The sequence below is a fragment of the Streptomyces sp. CNH189 genome (assembly GCF_000527195.1).
The window spans coordinates 12,728-26,339 of the sequence record NZ_AZUS01000034.1 but is presented as its reverse complement, the minus strand read 5'-3'; the positions used below and the strand labels follow the sequence as shown (position 1 = coordinate 26,339).

Genomic DNA, 13,612 nt, shown 5'->3' with positions numbered 1-13,612 from the left:
GTGGTCGGGCCGGAGGCGGTGTTCGGCCCGGGTGCCGCGGCTCGAAGCGGCGGCCGGGCAGGTCACCGTGGCTGTCGCCGTGCCTCAGGAGCGGCGGCGTCTGATCACGTAGCCGGCCGCCATCAGGGCGCCCGTCACGAACGTGGCCCCGACGCCGACGCCCCAGCCGCTCGGACCGGAGCCCGAGGAGCCGCCGAGGCCGCCCTGCACACCGCGCGTCGGGGCGGGGGAGACGGACGTGGCCGGCGCGGCGGACGTCCTGGTGGGCGTCGGTGTCGCGGTGGGCGTCCGGGTGGGCGTGACCGGTGCGGAGGTCGGGCTCGCGGAGCGGGTCGGCGACGCCGTGGCGGTCGCGGTCCGGGTCGGGGCGGCGGTCGTCGGTGTCGCCGGGCGCGAGGTCGGGGGCGGTGACGGTGCGGGCCGGAAGGTGGACGAGGTGAGGCCGCGCCGGGGCAGTGCCTCGCAGGCGATCCCGTCGTCCGGGCCGGGGTCCTCGTCGAGTCGGTGCGGATCGCTGCGGTCCATCTCGAAGAAGGTCTGCGCGTCCTCCTGGTAGGTGAAGTCGCTGCAGTCCAGATCCTGGGCGTGGGCGATGTCGGCCGACGGCACGATCGCGGCGAACGCGATCAACGTGCCTATGACACCGGTGCGACGGCGCATCGAGCGCCTCCTTTCCGGCCACGGATGGCTCGCGCTTCGACGCTAGGGCCCGCCCGCCGCGGGGGCGCGCAGCGCTGGGCCGATCGGGTGCTCGGCACCGGCGCCGGACGGCGGACGGGGCCGGACCGGAGGACCGTGGACGGGGGGCCCGGCGGCGGGGAATGGATCACACCCGCGCGGTGTGCCGTTGACACCGGGTGCCAGGGCTTCTAGCGTCACGTCTGCTGAAGGTACTAAGCGGTCGCTCACCGAACTGGGCCGGCCGCCTGAGCCGCATCCCAAGGGCGAGGAGAAGCAGCAATGTCCACCACTGAGCAGCGGGTCGCGATCGTCACCGGTGCCGCGCGCGGCATCGGCGCCGCCACCGCCGTACGACTGGCCGCCGAGGGCCGCGCGGTCGCCGTGCTCGACCTCGACGAGGCCGCCTGCAAGGACACCGTCGAGAAGATCACCGCCGCCGGTGGCAAGGCGATCGCGGTCGGCTGCGACGTCTCCGACGAGGCGCAGGTCGAGGCGGCCGTCGCGCGCGTCACCGAGGAGCTCGGCGCCCCGACCGTGCTGGTCAACAACGCGGGTGTGCTCCGCGACAACCTGCTGTTCAAGATGAGCGTCTCCGACTGGGACACCGTCATGAACGTGCACCTGCGCGGCGCCTTCCTCATGTCGAAGGCCTGCCAGAAGCACATGGTCGACGCCGGCTTCGGCCGCATCGTCAACTTGTCGTCCTCCTCCGCGCTCGGCAACCGCGGCCAGGTCAACTACTCCGCCGCCAAGGCCGGTCTGCAGGGCTTCACCAAGACCCTCGCCAAGGAGCTCGGCAAGTTCGGCGTCACCGCGAACGCAGTCGCCCCCGGCTTCATCGCCACCGAGATGACCAAGGCCACCGCCGACCGCGTCGGCATGGGCTTCGACGACTTCAAGGCGGCCGCCGCCACCCAGATCCCCGTCGCCCGTGTCGGTGAGCCCGAGGACATCGCCAACGCCATCGCCTTCTTCACCGCGGACGCGGCCGGCTTCGTCTCCGGCCAGGTGCTGTACGTGGCCGGCGGACCGCTCGACTAGGGGAGACCGGACATGACGACAGTGGAACCCACCGGCAAGGTCGCGCTGATCACCGGCGCCAGCCGCGGCATCGGCTACGGCGTCGCCGAGGCGCTGGTCGCCCGTGGCGACCGGGTCTGCATCACCGGACGCAACGAGGACGCCCTCAAGGAGGCCGTCGAGCAGCTCGGCGCCGACCGGGCCGTCCACGTGGCCGGCAAGGCCCACGACGAGGCCCACCAGGCACTCGCCGTCGAGCGCGTGATGGAGGCCTTCGGCCGGGTCGACTTCCTGGTCAACAACGCGGGCACCAACCCGGTGTTCGGGCCGATCGCCGACCTCGACCTGAACGTGGCGCGCAAGGTCTTCGAGACCAACGTGATCTCCGCGCTGGGCTTCGCGCAGAAGACCTGGCACGCCTGGCAGAAGGACAACGGCGGGGCGATCGTCAACATCGCCTCCGTCGCGGGCATCGCGCCCTCGCCGTTCATCGCCGCGTACGGCGTCAGCAAGGCGGCGCTGATCAACCTGACCCAGCAGCTGGCGCACGAGTTCGCGCCCAAGGTGCGGGTCAACGCCATCGCCCCGGCGGTGGTGAAGACCAAGTTCGCGCAGGCCCTGTACGAGGGCCGGGAGGCGGAGGCCGCCGCGTCCTACCCGCTCGGCCGGCTCGGCGTGCCGGCCGACATCGGCGGCGCGGCCGCGTTCCTCACCTCGGACCAGTCGGACTGGGTCACCGGTCAGACCCTGGTCGTCGACGGCGGCATCTTCCTGAACGCCGGCGTCGGCTGACCCTCCCGCCGGGCCCGCGCACCACGCGTACGCACGGGCCCCGGCCGCCACTCCCGACACGGGCGCCGTTGACGAAGACGGCGCCCGTGTCGGCGATTTGGGGCCGAAACGCACCTGACAACGTAGTCATCCGCGAGTTGATCTCAAGGCCCGTTCTGAGGAGGGTCAGCGGGCGTGTCACTGCGGTATGGTTCGCCGACCCTTGGTATGGCAGATCGAGGAGCGTGCGCGTGTTCAACCGGAACCGATGCCTGCGGCGGGTGGCGGCCATCGCGTCCATATCGTCCCTGGTGGCCGGATGCGGCGTCCTGTCGTCCGACAGCCCGGAGGACGAGGGACCCATCGTTGTGGGAACCACCAGCTCGCCCAGCACGCTGGATCCTGCCGCGTCCTGGGACAGCTCCTGGGAGCTCTTCCGCAACATCTACCAGACGCTGCTCAGTTACCCGGTGGGCGCGTCCACACCGCAGCCGGACGCGGCGGAGAGCTGCGAGTTCTCCGACACCTCCAACCGGGTGTTCCGCTGCGAGCTGAGGGAGGGCCTGACCTTCTCCGACGGCGACAAGCTCGACGCCCGGGCGGTGAAGCACTCGATCGACCGGATCCGCGAGATCAACGTCAACGGCGGTCCGGCGGGTCTGCTCGGCAGCCTCGAACGGGTCCAGGCGCCGAGCGAGCGGGAGGTCGTCTTCTACCTCAACAAGCCGGACGCCACCTTCCCGTTCGTGCTCGCGACCCCCGCGATGTCGATCGTCGACCCCGACTCCTACCCGGCGGACGCCCTGCGCGAGGACAAGAGCGTCCTCGGGTCCGGTCCCTACACCCTTCAGTCGTACGACGAGGGCAAGGAGGCCCGGCTGGTCGGCAACGACCGCTACAAGGGCTACGCCGAGCGGGAGAACAGCGCGGTGACCATCCGCTACTTCCAGGAGTCGGGCGCCATGGTCGAGGCGCTGCGCGACGAGCGGATCGACGTGACGTACCGCGGCCTGGCCGCCGGTGACATCGTCGAACTCCAGGGCAGGACCTCCAAGGAGGAGGAGATCCAGCTCATCGACGGCACCGGGACCGACATCAACTACCTGGTGTTCAACCCGGAAGACCCGTGGGCCGGCAAGAAGGCGGTGCGCCACGCCATCGCGCAGCTCGTCGACCGCGCGGCGATCGTGCACAAGGTCTACAAGGACACCGTCGACCCGCTGTACTCGATGGTCCCGAAGGGGCTGACCGGCCACACCACCGGCTTCTTCGACGACTTCGGCGAGCCCAGCGTGAAGAAGGCCCGCGAGATCCTCACCGACGCGGGCATCACCGAGCCGGTGCCGCTCACCCTCTGGTACACCTCGGACCGCTACGGCTCCGAGACCGCCCTGGAGTTCAAGGAGCTGGAGCGGCAGTTGGAGTCGTCGAAGCTGTTCGACGTCACGCTGAAGAGCCGACCCTGGAAGACCTACGTCGAGGGTTACCAGAAGGGCGAGTACCCGGTGTTCGGCCGCGGCTGGTTCCCCGACTTCCCCGACGCCGACAACTTCATCGCCCCGTTCGTCGGTGAGCAGAACGCGCTCGGCACGCCGTACGAAGCCAAGAAGATCGTCAACGACCTGCTGCCCAGCTCCCGCCGGGAGAGCGACCGCGGCAACGTGGTGAAGCAGTTCGAGGAGGCCCAGCAGCTCCTCGTCAACGACGCGCGCCTGCTCCCGCTGTGGCAGGGCCGGCAGTACGTGGCGGCGAGCCGGGACATCTCGGGCGCCGAGCGTGCCCTTGACCCCTCCACGATCATGATGATGTGGCAGCTCTCCCGGAAGACCAGCTGGTAGGGCCCCGGAACGGCCGACCGCGGGGCCCGCTGTCAGTGGCCGCCTGTAGGTTCTGATGCCTGGAAGCGACCACGCGTGTGAGGAAGTTGACGTGACCGACATCGCCATGCTGCCCGAGTCCTGGCGCGGGGTTCTGGGTGACGAACTGCAGCAGCCCTACTTCAAGGAGCTGACCGAGTTCGTCGAGGAGGAGCGGGCGCGCGGTCCCGTCTACCCGCCCCGCGAGGAGGTCTTCGCGGCCCTGGACGCCACGCCGTACGACAAGGTGAAGGTCCTGGTGCTCGGCCAGGACCCGTACCACGGCGAGGGCCAGGGTCACGGGCTGTGCTTCTCGGTCCGGCCCGGCGTGAAGGTCCCGCCCTCCCTGCGCAACATCTACAAGGAACTCCACGCCGACCTCGGGACGCCCGTCCCGGACAACGGCTACCTGATGCCGTGGGCCCGCCAGGGCGTGCTGCTGCTCAACGCGGTGCTCACGGTCCGCGCGGGTGAGGCCAACTCGCACAAGGGCAAGGGCTGGGAGCTGTTCACCGACGCGGTGATCCGCGCGGTGGCGAACCGCCCCGACCCGGCGGTCTTCGTGCTGTGGGGCAACTACGCGCAGAAGAAGCTGCCGCTGATCGACGAGAGCCGGCACGTGGTGGTGAAGGGCGCGCACCCGTCGCCGCTGTCCGCGAAGAAGTTCTTCGGCTCCCGGCCGTTCTCGCAGATCGACGAGGCGGTGGCCGCGCAGGGGCACCAGCCGATCGACTGGACCGTCCCGAACCTGGGCTGACCGGCCCACGGTGTCGTCCGGCCGGGTGCGCAGGGGCCCGTGCGCCCTCGCACCCGGCACGTCCCGGAGCGGCTTGTCCGGTATCGCCCCTTCCTGCGGCTAGCGTCGGGGGCGACAGCGGGCGACGGTGCGGAGGACGTGGTGGCGGAGCGACAGGAGCAGACGACGCCGGACGCCGTGCCGGCCCGGATCGGCCAGGTGGTGATGCTGCACCACGCGGGCGACCGTGAGGAGGCCCGGCACCGTTTCCTCGGCCTCTGGGCGGAGATCGGTGAGCACGGCGACCCGCTGCACCGCTGCACGCTCGCCCACTACCTCGCCGACACCCAGGACGACCCCGAGGACGAACTGGCTTGGGATCTGCGGGCGCTGACGGCGGCCGACGAGGCCGACCGGTCCCCGGACCGGCAGGGCGCCCTCGCGGTGCGCGCCCTCTACCCGTCGCTGCATCTGAGCCTGGCCGACGACTACGCCCGCCTCGGCCGCCCCGACGCGGCCCGCACCCACCTGGACCGGGCCCGGGGTGCCGCCCGCACCCTCGCCGACGACCGCTACGGCGACGGCGTACGGGACGCCATCCGGCGGCTGGAGTCATGGCTCGGTGACGACGGGACGCCGCCCGGGGGACTGGGACCGCCCCGCCGGCGCCCCTGAGGTGCTCCGCGGCTCAGCGTCCGTAGGTGTCCTGGCAGATCCGCGCCTGCGGGCTGTCCGCAGGCCAGCCGCCGTACTCCCTGCCCAGCGCGCACACGTCGGAGTTCCCGGACTCCAGTGACCCGCCGACGTCCGGCAGCCGGGTCGGCGGACGCCGGGTGGGCGTGCGCCGGTCCGGCTCGGGCCGCTGAGGGCTCCGGGTCTGCCGGGACCGCTCCTGTCCGTTGCGTGCGTCGGAGGGGGTGTCCGGCCGCGGAGGCCGGGCCGCGGAGGTGGTGCCGGCCGACGGCGAGGCCCCGGGCGACGCGGGCGGATCGACCATCTCCAGCGCCTCCCGCGCGGGCGCCTGCACGACCGGCGACTCCTCGCGTCCCGCCGTGTCGTGCCCGGCCCCGGGTGGTGGTGCCGACGCCGGGCCCGGTGCCAGGGGACGCTGGACCGTCACACAGCCCGAGAGGGCGGCGACCGCCACGGTCACCAGAAGCGTTGCTGTGGTCGTCGTTCGCTGCACCCCCGCCACTTTGCTGGCTCCGCCCTCCGCATGGTGGACGGACAGGCGCCGCATACCCCGCACGGGTGATCTCCGCCCCCCTTCGGGGGTGTCGTCCGTGTGAGAGGTGACGTCACTCGCCGGTGACGCCGTCGATCCGCTGCCGGAGCAGATCCGCGTGGCCGTTGTGACGGGCGTACTCCTCGATCATGTGCGTGTAGATCCAGCGCAGGCTGAACGGATCGGGGCTCGTCCGGTGGCGTCCCCGGGACGGGTCGTCCAGGGCGAAGCCGGCCGCGTTGCGCCGGGCGGCCTCGATCTCCGACTGCCAGGTGGCGTACGCCTCCTTCCAGGTGTCCGCCTCGCCGGGGTGGAACTCCCCGTCCGCGTCGGCCTCGCCGTAGTAGAGGGGCCGGGCGTCCTCGTCGGCGAGCACCCGGCGGAACCACCCGCGCTCCACCTCGGCCATGTGGCGCACCAGCCCCATCAGCGACAGGTCCGACGGCGGCACGGAGGCGGTCCGCAACTGCTCGTCCGTCAGCCCTTCGCACTTCCGGGCGAGCGTCGCGCGGTGGTAGTCGAGCCAGCCCTCGAGCATGCTTCGGTCGTCGGCGTTCTGTGCGGGTTCGGAGCGCTCGGTAGTCATCCCGGCATCCTCTCCTGCCGACGTCGTGTCACACCACGGAATTCACGGAGCCGTCGGACCGCGAGGCCCCGGAACGCGGAGCCCGTGGTCAGGTGCCGGCGGCGGTACGGACGAAGAGGCAGAACGGGTGGCCCACCGGGTCGTACAGGACCCGTACGCCGCCTGGGGCTGGAAGTCGGCCACGGTCGCCCCGAGGGCGACGGCACGCCCGACCGCCGGCGACACCTCGTCCACCTCGATGTCCAGGTGCGACATCATCTGCTGCCCGGACCGGGTGGAAGGCCACCGCGGACGGGTGAAGAGCGGCTCCGTCCGGAACGACAACCCCGCACCGCCGTCGGACGGGTCGATCTCGACCCAGCGCCTTGATGCGCTCCACCTCGGTGACTCGGGCTCGTCCTTCCGTACCGGCCACCCGAACAGGTCCTTGCAGAACCTCGCCGGCTCCTGGGCGTTCGGCGCGTCGAGCGTGGTCGCGGACAACGCGAAACGCGGTGAGGACTCCATGCAACGCTGCTGCCCGGTTTCGCCGCCGCGAGACCGGCCGTCACTCCTCCGCCGGGCTCACCGAGGTACCCAGCATCCCGTGGAGGAGCTCCCGCAGGTCCGTGCGGATGTCCGCCGCCGACGGGACCCGGGCGTGGTAGGAGCCGGCCACGCAGGAGAACATCAGGCCGTCCGCCCAGGCGGTCAGGGAGAGCGCGTGGCGGTCCGGTTCCGTGGAGCCCAGGCCGGTGACGAGCGCGGTGAGCTGGTCGCGGAAGCGGGCGCCGGCCGCGTCGAAGTACGTCCGCAGCTCCGGGCGGCGGGTGGCCTCCAGGGCGAGTTCGTAGCGGGCGAGGGTCAGGTCACGGTTCCGGGTCAGCGCACGGTGGGTGGCCAGCGCGAGCGCGTCCAGCAGGGCGTCGGTGCCCTCCCGGGGGTCGGGCATCTCGTGGAGCGCCAGCACCCGCGCCTCCCGGTCGGCGAGCCTGCGCACCGCCAGCTCCAGCAGCGCCTGCCGGGTGCGCGCCACGTTCGAGGTGGACCCCTGGGGGAGCCCGGCCGCCTCGTCGACCGCGCGGTGGGTCAGTCCCCGCATGCCCCGCTCGGCGAGCAGGGCGAGGGCGGTGTCGGCGACGAGATCGGCGCGGGCGCCGGCGGCGGTGCGTACGGACATGGACGTCAAACTACCCGCCGCACTACGCCTGTAGTACGTTGGAGCCGAGGATTACTACAGATGTAGTCATCGGCCTCGAGGAGGAGCCATGGCAACGGCCGAACGGGCGATCGTGATCGGCGGGGGAATCGGCGGCCTGACCGCGGCGGCCGCCCTGCGGCTGCGCGGGGTGCGGGTGACCGTGCTGGAGCGGGCCGCGACGCTCTGCCCGGTGGGCGCGGCGATCTCGCTGGCCCCCAACGCGCTGCGCGGGCTGGACGTCATCGGGCTGGGCGACGACATCCGCGCCCTGGCCGCCTGGCAGGGCGACGGCGGACTGCGCGCACCGGGCGGCCGGTGGCTGTCCCGCACCGGGGCCGCCGCCGCGGCCGAACGCTTCGGCGGTCCCCTCGTCCTGCTCCGTCGCGCCACCCTCGTCGACCACCTGGCCGGGCGGCTCCCGGCCGGCACGGTCCGTACCGGCACCCCCGCCCGCCTCCTCGACCCCGGCGTCCCGGGCGACCCCGCCCGGCCCGCCCGCGTGGACACACCCGAGGGTGAACTGGAGGCCGACCTGGTGGTGGCCGCCGACGGCATCCACTCCGCCGTGCGCCGCGTCCTCTTCCCCGGCCATCCCGGCGTCGTGTACAGCGGGTTCACCACCTGGCGGACGGTGATCCCGCTGCCCGGCGTCACCTTCTCCTCGCACGAGACCTGGGGCCGGGGCCGCATCTGGGGCACCCACCCGCTCAAGGACGGCCGGGTCTACGCCTACGCCGCCGCCGTCCGGCCCGCGGGGGAGCGGGCCCCGGACGACGAGCGGGCCGCACTGCTGCGGCTCTACGGCGACTGGCACACCCCCGTCCCCGAACTGCTGGCCGCCGTCCGGCCCGAGGACGTCCTGCGGCACGACGTCCACCACATCGACCGGCCGCTGCCCGCCTTCCACCGGGGCCGGGTGGCGCTGCTCGGCGACGCCGCGCACGCCATGCCGCCCACCCTCGGCCAGGGCGGCAACCAGGCGATCGAGGACGCGATCACCCTCGCCTTCCCCCGCCCGCACACGGGGCCCTCGTCGGCGTCCCCCGTCGCCGACCACCTCCCCGGCTACACCGCCGCCCGCCTCCCGCGCACCACCGCGATCACCCGCCGGGCGGTGCGGGTGGCCCGCCTCAACCTCACGACCAGCCGCGTCGCGGCGGCCGTACGCGACCAAGCGGTCGCCGCGCTGTCCAAGGCCGCACCGGCGCTGCTCCTGCGCGGCTTCGACGGCGTGGCCGACTGGCGCCCGCCGGGAGGCCCCCTCGGCGCGGGCGAGGACGGCGACGGGGCACCCCGTATGCTCGCAGCGGACCACGGCAGGCAAGGACCAGAGGAGAACACACCGTGAAGGTCGGCTGCATCGGGCTCGGTGACATCGCGCAGAAGGCCTACCTCCCGGTACTCACCGTCCAGCCCGGGGTGGAACTGCACCTGCAGACCCGCACCCCGGCCACCCTGGAGCGGGTCGCCGACGCCCTCCACCTGCCGGCCGCGAACCGTCACGCGGACCTCGGCTCGCTGATCGGCGCCGGCCTCGACGCGGCCTTCGTGCACGCCCCGACCGACGTCCACCCGGAGATCGTGACCCGGCTTCTTGAGGCCGGTGTGCCGACGTACGTCGACAAGCCGCTCGCCTACGAACTCGCCGACTCCGAGCGGCTCGTGGCGCTCGCCGAGGAGCGCGGCACCAGCCTCGCCGTCGGCTTCAACCGGCGCTTCGCCCCCGGCTACGCGCAGTGCGCCGACCACCCGCGCGAGCTGATCCTCATGCAGAAGAACCGGGTCGGGCTGCCCGAGGAGCCGCGCCGGATGGTCCTCGACGACTTCATCCACGTCGTGGACACCCTGCGCTTCCTGGTGCCCGGTCAGGTCGACGACGTCACCGTCCGCGCCCGCACCGAGGACGGGCTGCTGCACCACGTGGTGCTCCAGCTGTCCGGCGACGGCTTCACCGCCCTCGGGGTGATGAACCGGCTCAGCGGCTCCGCCGAGGAGATCCTCGAGGTGTCCGGCCAGGACACCAAGCGCCAGGTGGTCAACCTCGCCGAGGTGATCGACCACAAGGGTCAGCCGACCGTGCGGCGGCGCGGCGACTGGGTCCCGGTGTCCCGGCAGCGCGGCATCGAGCAGGCGGCGCTCGCCTTCCTGGACGCCGTGCGCGCGGGCAAGGTGCTCAGCGCCCGTGACGCACTGGCCACCCATGAACTGTGCGAACGGGTGGTACAAGCGGTCCACGAGCGCCTCGCCTGAACCGCGCCACACCCACCGCGCCGTAGACCGCGAGGACGAGCAGGGCCCCCTGCGGCGGCCAGTCGCCGAAGCGGACGTACGGCGTGGTGCCGTGCGCCAGCGGTACCTCGTAGACCTGCGCGGCGGAGGCGTCCGTGCCGAGCCACGGGCCGATCCGCCCGCCGTCCGGACCGTACACGGCGGAGACGCCGGTCAGGGTCGCGTGCACCATCGGGCGGCCGGTCTCGGCGGCACGCAGCGCGGCCAGCGAGGCGTGCTGCTCCGGCGCCCAGCTCCGCTGGAACGTCGACGTGGAGGACTGCGCGAGCAGCACGTCGGCGCCGTCCTGCGCGAGATGCCGGCTCATGTCGGGGAAGGCGGACTCGAAGCACACCATCGGGCCGACGCGCGGGCCGCCCGCCACGTCCATGACGACCTGTTCGGTGCCCTGCCGCCGGTCCTCACCGGCCGCCTTGCCGACGGACGTCGCCCAGCCCAGCAGGGAACGGGCCGGGATGTACTCGCCGAACGGCACCAGCCGCATCTTGTCGTACCGGTCGCCGGTCGGGCCGTCCGCACCGACGAGGACCGAGCTCTTGTAGATGCCGGGCTTGTCCGACCGCCTGGCGTCCACGTTGACCAGGACCTCCGCGCCCGTCTCCCGGGACAGCGCGGCCAGCCGCCGGGCGAGGTCGGGGCGGTCGTCCAGGTCGAAGCCGACGCTGCTCTCGCCCCAGACGACCAGGTCGACGTCCTGGCCCGCGAGCTCGCGGGTCAGCCGCTCCTCGCGGTCGAATCGGCGGTCGGCGCTGTCGCGTCCGGCGACGACGCCCGGCTGGACCAGCGCGATCCGCGTCCGGTCGCCGGGGTCCGGGCGGGGCGACCACACCCACGCGGCCGACGTGGCGGCGGCCACGGCGGCCAGCCCCGCCACGGCCGGCACCCGCGCCCGGCGCACCGCGACCAGCACGGCCACGGCGACGTTCAGGGCCACGATCAGGAAGCCGGTCAGCCACACGCCGCCGACCGACGCCAGCCGCAGCGCCGCCTCCACCTGCCACTGGCTCGCGCCGAGTACGCCCCACGGCCCGCCGAGACCCTGCCAGGAGCGGACCAGCTCGACGGCCAGCCAGCCCGACGGCACGACGAGCAGCGCGGCCGCCACCCGGCCCCCGGACGGCACCCCGCCCAGCGTCCGGCGCACCAGCCACCCCCAGGGCGCCCACAGCGCGCCCAGCAGCGCGGCGATGACGAACGTGAACACGTGCAGGCTGGGCAGCAGCCAGTGGTGCATGGCCAGCATGAACCCGAACCCGCCCCACCAGCCGTCGAAGGCGGCCCGCCGCCCGGTCGGCGCCGTACGGAGCAGCAGCAGCCAGGGCACCAGGGCGACGTAGGCGATCCACCACAGGCTCGGGGCGGGGAAGGCCAGGACGGGCAGCGCGCCCGCGAGCGCGGCGGCGAGCGAGCGGCGCCAGGGGGAGGAGAGGTGGTGGCCGATGTGGTTCATGGGCGCCTCCCTACCCCGTAGTGCCTCCAGTGTGCGTCCGGGACACGACCGGATGGGGCGCACGACGGTTCAGTCGATCACAGCATCCGCCCGGAGCCGGGCAGGCGGCGCCACTTCTCGCGCACGACCACCCGGGTCAGCCGCCAGCCGTCGTCCGTCCGCAGCATCGAGAAGTCGCACCGGCCGCCGCTCAGCAGGTCGAGGGCGGCTGCCTCGCCCGCCTCCCCGGCGCGGCTGGCGGGGAGCACGTAGTCGGCCCGCACCTCGGCCCTGTCACCGGTGTCCCGCTCCCAGGTTCCCAGCCGTATGCGTCGGTTGACGAGGAGGTGCTGCCGTACGGGGAACTCCGTGAACCGCTCCGCCAGCCAGCCGGCCACCGTGCGGGCGTCCCCCTCGATGCCGCCGGCGGCACGGTGGTCCGCCCGCCCGTCCGCGGTGAACAGCCGCCGGTACGTCTCCCAGTCGCCGTCGTCGACGGCCACCGCGTAGTCGGTGACGAGCTCGTCCACGGCCAGCCGGTCCCGTACGGTCGCGAGCTCCACACGCTGCGTCATCGGCTCAGTGTTGACCAAGCCGGGAGCGCAGCCAAGAGGCGTGCGCGGACATTCCCCGGCCGGTGGGCCCCCGGCACGACGACCGGCGCGTACGTCTGCGAGCCTGGGGATCTTCGTCTCGCGTTCTGCGCCAGGAGGTACTCATGAAACGTCTGGTCACGGTGGTCACCGGGGGAAGCCGGGGCATCGGTGCGGCGACCTGCCGGCGGCTGGCGGAGGAGGGGCACGACGTGGTGGTGAACTACGTCCGGGACGCCGACGCGGCCGAGAAGGTGGCCGAGGACGTGCGGGCCGCGGGGGCGCGGGCGGTGACGGCGAGGGCGGACACGTCGGTCGAGGCCGACGTGGAGCGGCTGTTCGAGGTGGCGGAGCGCGAACTCGGCCCGCTGACGGGGCTGGTGAACAACGCGGCGGTGACCGGGCCGCTGGGCCGCTTCACGGAGGTCGGCACGGACACACTGCGGCGGGTCGTCGACGTCAACGTGATCGGCACGCTGCTGTGCACGCGGCGCGCCGCCCAGTTGATGACGCCGCGCGGCGAGGGCGTGATCGTGAACATCTCGTCGGGCGCCGCCACCCTGGGCAGTCCCGGCGAGTACGTGCACTACGCGGCGACCAAGGCCGCCGTCGACGCCCTCACCCTCGGACTGTCCAAGGAGCTCGGGCCGGACGGGATCCGGGTCAACGCGGTCGCGCCGGGTCTGATCGACACGGAGATGCATGCCGCGATGGGGGCTCCGGACCGGGTGCGGGACATGGCCGGGAGCATTCCGCTGCGGCGGGCGGGACAGGCGGAGGAGATCGCGGCCGCCGTCGCCTGGCTGATGTCGCCGGACGCCTCGTACACCACAGGGACGGTGCTGCGGGTCGCGGGCGGACGCTGAGAGCGGGGCGGCGCCGGTTGTCGTCAGGGGCGGGGCCGGCGACCCCGTAGTGGCCGGGCAGGCCGGGCGCGGGGCACGTGGGCGGTCAGGCGGCCTCGACGACCCGGCCGCGGATCGCGGCCGCCCACTCGACCACCAGCATTTCGTACTCCTCGCGCTCCTGGGCGGACAGCGAGCCGCCCGCCCGCAGCCACAGGGCGCGGATCTGCTCGTTCACCTCGGCGGCGGACCGCACGGAACCAGGGGGCGTTAAATCGGGGGACATGCGGACAAGCCTAGGGCCAGGGACTGACCCTGCGCTACCGGACGGCTACGGGACCCGTATGGGTTCGGTCACGTGCCGCGGACACGTCCCGGGCGGATGAGCCGCGCCCCGGCCG

The 13,612-nt window shown here is 73.1% G+C and carries 16 protein-coding genes; 8 read left to right on the top strand and 8 right to left on the bottom strand.

From position 1 onward, the window contains the following. Positions 1 to 84: 84 nt before the first annotated feature. The gene (locus tag B100_RS0132175; protein ID WP_024888457.1) at positions 85 to 660 is read right to left on the bottom strand and encodes an excalibur calcium-binding domain-containing protein; all 576 of its coding nucleotides are present in this window, start codon (positions 658 to 660) and stop codon (positions 85 to 87) included. 300 nt (positions 661 to 960) lie between these two features. Between B100_RS0132175 and fabG the strand changes: the two genes are divergently transcribed. From fabG to B100_RS0132150, 5 genes are all read left to right on the top strand, one after another. Next, the gene (gene fabG / locus B100_RS0132170) at positions 961 to 1,722 is read left to right on the top strand and encodes a 3-oxoacyl-ACP reductase FabG (protein WP_024888456.1); all 762 of its coding nucleotides are present in this window, start codon (positions 961 to 963) and stop codon (positions 1,720 to 1,722) included. A gap of 12 nt (positions 1,723 to 1,734) precedes the next feature. After that, positions 1,735 to 2,493, top strand: a complete 759-nt coding sequence (locus B100_RS0132165; RefSeq protein WP_024888455.1) for an SDR family oxidoreductase — start codon at positions 1,735 to 1,737, stop codon at positions 2,491 to 2,493. 230 nt (positions 2,494 to 2,723) lie between these two features. Further along, the gene (locus B100_RS0132160; protein WP_024888454.1) at positions 2,724 to 4,310 is read left to right on the top strand and encodes an ABC transporter substrate-binding protein; all 1,587 of its coding nucleotides are present in this window, start codon (positions 2,724 to 2,726) and stop codon (positions 4,308 to 4,310) included. Positions 4,311 to 4,401: 91 nt separating this feature from the next. Further along, positions 4,402 to 5,085 (top strand): uracil-DNA glycosylase, encoded by a 684-nt coding sequence (gene ung / locus B100_RS0132155; protein ID WP_024888453.1) that lies wholly within the window; start codon positions 4,402 to 4,404, stop codon positions 5,083 to 5,085. 141 nt (positions 5,086 to 5,226) lie between these two features. Beyond that, positions 5,227 to 5,739 carry a tetratricopeptide repeat protein gene (locus B100_RS0132150; protein WP_024888452.1) on the top strand — a complete coding sequence of 171 codons (513 nt, stop codon included), beginning with the start codon at positions 5,227 to 5,229 and terminating at the stop codon, positions 5,737 to 5,739. A gap of 13 nt (positions 5,740 to 5,752) precedes the next feature. Here the strand turns inward: B100_RS0132150 and B100_RS0132145 are convergent, their stop codons facing one another. From B100_RS0132145 to B100_RS0132130, 4 genes are all read right to left on the bottom strand, one after another. Next, positions 5,753 to 6,217, bottom strand: a complete 465-nt coding sequence (locus tag B100_RS0132145) for a hypothetical protein (protein WP_024888451.1) — start codon at positions 6,215 to 6,217, stop codon at positions 5,753 to 5,755. Positions 6,218 to 6,362: 145 nt separating this feature from the next. Continuing rightward, the gene (locus B100_RS0132140) at positions 6,363 to 6,875 is read right to left on the bottom strand and encodes a DinB family protein (RefSeq protein ID WP_024888450.1); all 513 of its coding nucleotides are present in this window, start codon (positions 6,873 to 6,875) and stop codon (positions 6,363 to 6,365) included. Positions 6,876 to 6,917: 42 nt separating this feature from the next. After that, positions 6,918 to 7,382: a VOC family protein gene (locus B100_RS34615; RefSeq protein WP_486585754.1), complete on the bottom strand. Its 465-nt coding sequence runs from the start codon at positions 7,380 to 7,382 to the stop codon at positions 6,918 to 6,920. Positions 7,383 to 7,422: 40 nt separating this feature from the next. Then, on the bottom strand, positions 7,423 to 8,034 hold the full coding sequence (locus B100_RS0132130; RefSeq protein WP_024888449.1) for a TetR/AcrR family transcriptional regulator: 612 nt from the start codon (positions 8,032 to 8,034) through the stop codon (positions 7,423 to 7,425). 88 nt (positions 8,035 to 8,122) lie between these two features. Here B100_RS0132130 and B100_RS0132125 point away from each other — a divergent pair, with 88 nt between their 5' ends. Both B100_RS0132125 and B100_RS0132120 read left to right on the top strand, forming a co-directional pair. Beyond that, positions 8,123 to 9,403 carry an FAD-dependent monooxygenase gene (locus B100_RS0132125; RefSeq protein WP_024888448.1) on the top strand — a complete coding sequence of 427 codons (1,281 nt, stop codon included), beginning with the start codon at positions 8,123 to 8,125 and terminating at the stop codon, positions 9,401 to 9,403. Continuing rightward, positions 9,400 to 10,305: a Gfo/Idh/MocA family protein gene (locus B100_RS0132120; RefSeq protein ID WP_024888447.1), complete on the top strand. Its 906-nt coding sequence runs from the start codon at positions 9,400 to 9,402 to the stop codon at positions 10,303 to 10,305. The genes B100_RS0132125 and B100_RS0132120 overlap by 4 nt, the downstream gene beginning before the upstream one ends. On the opposite strand, the gene lnt is transcribed toward B100_RS0132120, so the two are convergent. Beyond that, positions 10,229 to 11,794, bottom strand: coding sequence for an apolipoprotein N-acyltransferase (gene lnt / locus B100_RS0132115; protein WP_024888446.1), 1,566 nt, complete (start codon positions 11,792 to 11,794; stop codon positions 10,229 to 10,231). The genes B100_RS0132120 and lnt overlap by 77 nt on opposite strands. Positions 11,795 to 11,871: 77 nt before the next feature. Next, entirely contained in the window at positions 11,872 to 12,348 is a 477-nt protein-coding gene (locus B100_RS0132110) for a nuclear transport factor 2 family protein (RefSeq protein WP_037723938.1), read from the bottom strand. Between the two features lie 143 nt (positions 12,349 to 12,491). On the opposite strand from B100_RS0132110, the gene B100_RS0132105 reads away from it, so the two are divergent. Continuing rightward, positions 12,492 to 13,232: a glucose 1-dehydrogenase gene (locus B100_RS0132105; protein WP_024888444.1), complete on the top strand. Its 741-nt coding sequence runs from the start codon at positions 12,492 to 12,494 to the stop codon at positions 13,230 to 13,232. 85 nt (positions 13,233 to 13,317) lie between these two features. Here the strand turns inward: B100_RS0132105 and B100_RS35095 are convergent, their stop codons facing one another. Beyond that, entirely contained in the window at positions 13,318 to 13,497 is a 180-nt protein-coding gene (locus B100_RS35095) for a hypothetical protein (RefSeq protein ID WP_063823437.1), read from the bottom strand. Positions 13,498 to 13,612: the final 115 nt, after the last annotated feature.

Excerpts from the sequence above, each read along its gene's own strand:
- B100_RS0132175 (WP_024888457.1), bottom strand. The coding sequence starts at position 660 with ATGCGCCGTCGCACCGGTGTCATAGGCACGTTGATCGCGTTCGCCGCG.
- fabG (WP_024888456.1), top strand. The coding sequence starts at position 961 with ATGTCCACCACTGAGCAGCGGGTCGCGATCGTCACCGGTGCCGCGCGC.
- B100_RS0132165 (WP_024888455.1), top strand. The coding sequence starts at position 1,735 with ATGACGACAGTGGAACCCACCGGCAAGGTCGCGCTGATCACCGGCGCC.
- B100_RS0132140 (WP_024888450.1), bottom strand. The coding sequence starts at position 6,875 with ATGACTACCGAGCGCTCCGAACCCGCACAGAACGCCGACGACCGAAGC.
- B100_RS34615 (WP_486585754.1), bottom strand. The coding sequence starts at position 7,382 with ATGGAGTCCTCACCGCGTTTCGCGTTGTCCGCGACCACGCTCGACGCG.
- B100_RS0132130 (WP_024888449.1), bottom strand. The coding sequence starts at position 8,034 with ATGTCCGTACGCACCGCCGCCGGCGCCCGCGCCGATCTCGTCGCCGAC.
- B100_RS0132125 (WP_024888448.1), top strand. The coding sequence starts at position 8,123 with ATGGCAACGGCCGAACGGGCGATCGTGATCGGCGGGGGAATCGGCGGC.
- lnt (WP_024888446.1), bottom strand. The coding sequence starts at position 11,794 with ATGAACCACATCGGCCACCACCTCTCCTCCCCCTGGCGCCGCTCGCTC.
- B100_RS0132110 (WP_037723938.1), bottom strand. The coding sequence starts at position 12,348 with ATGACGCAGCGTGTGGAGCTCGCGACCGTACGGGACCGGCTGGCCGTG.
- B100_RS0132105 (WP_024888444.1), top strand. The coding sequence starts at position 12,492 with ATGAAACGTCTGGTCACGGTGGTCACCGGGGGAAGCCGGGGCATCGGT.
- B100_RS35095 (WP_063823437.1), bottom strand. The coding sequence starts at position 13,497 with ATGTCCCCCGATTTAACGCCCCCTGGTTCCGTGCGGTCCGCCGCCGAG.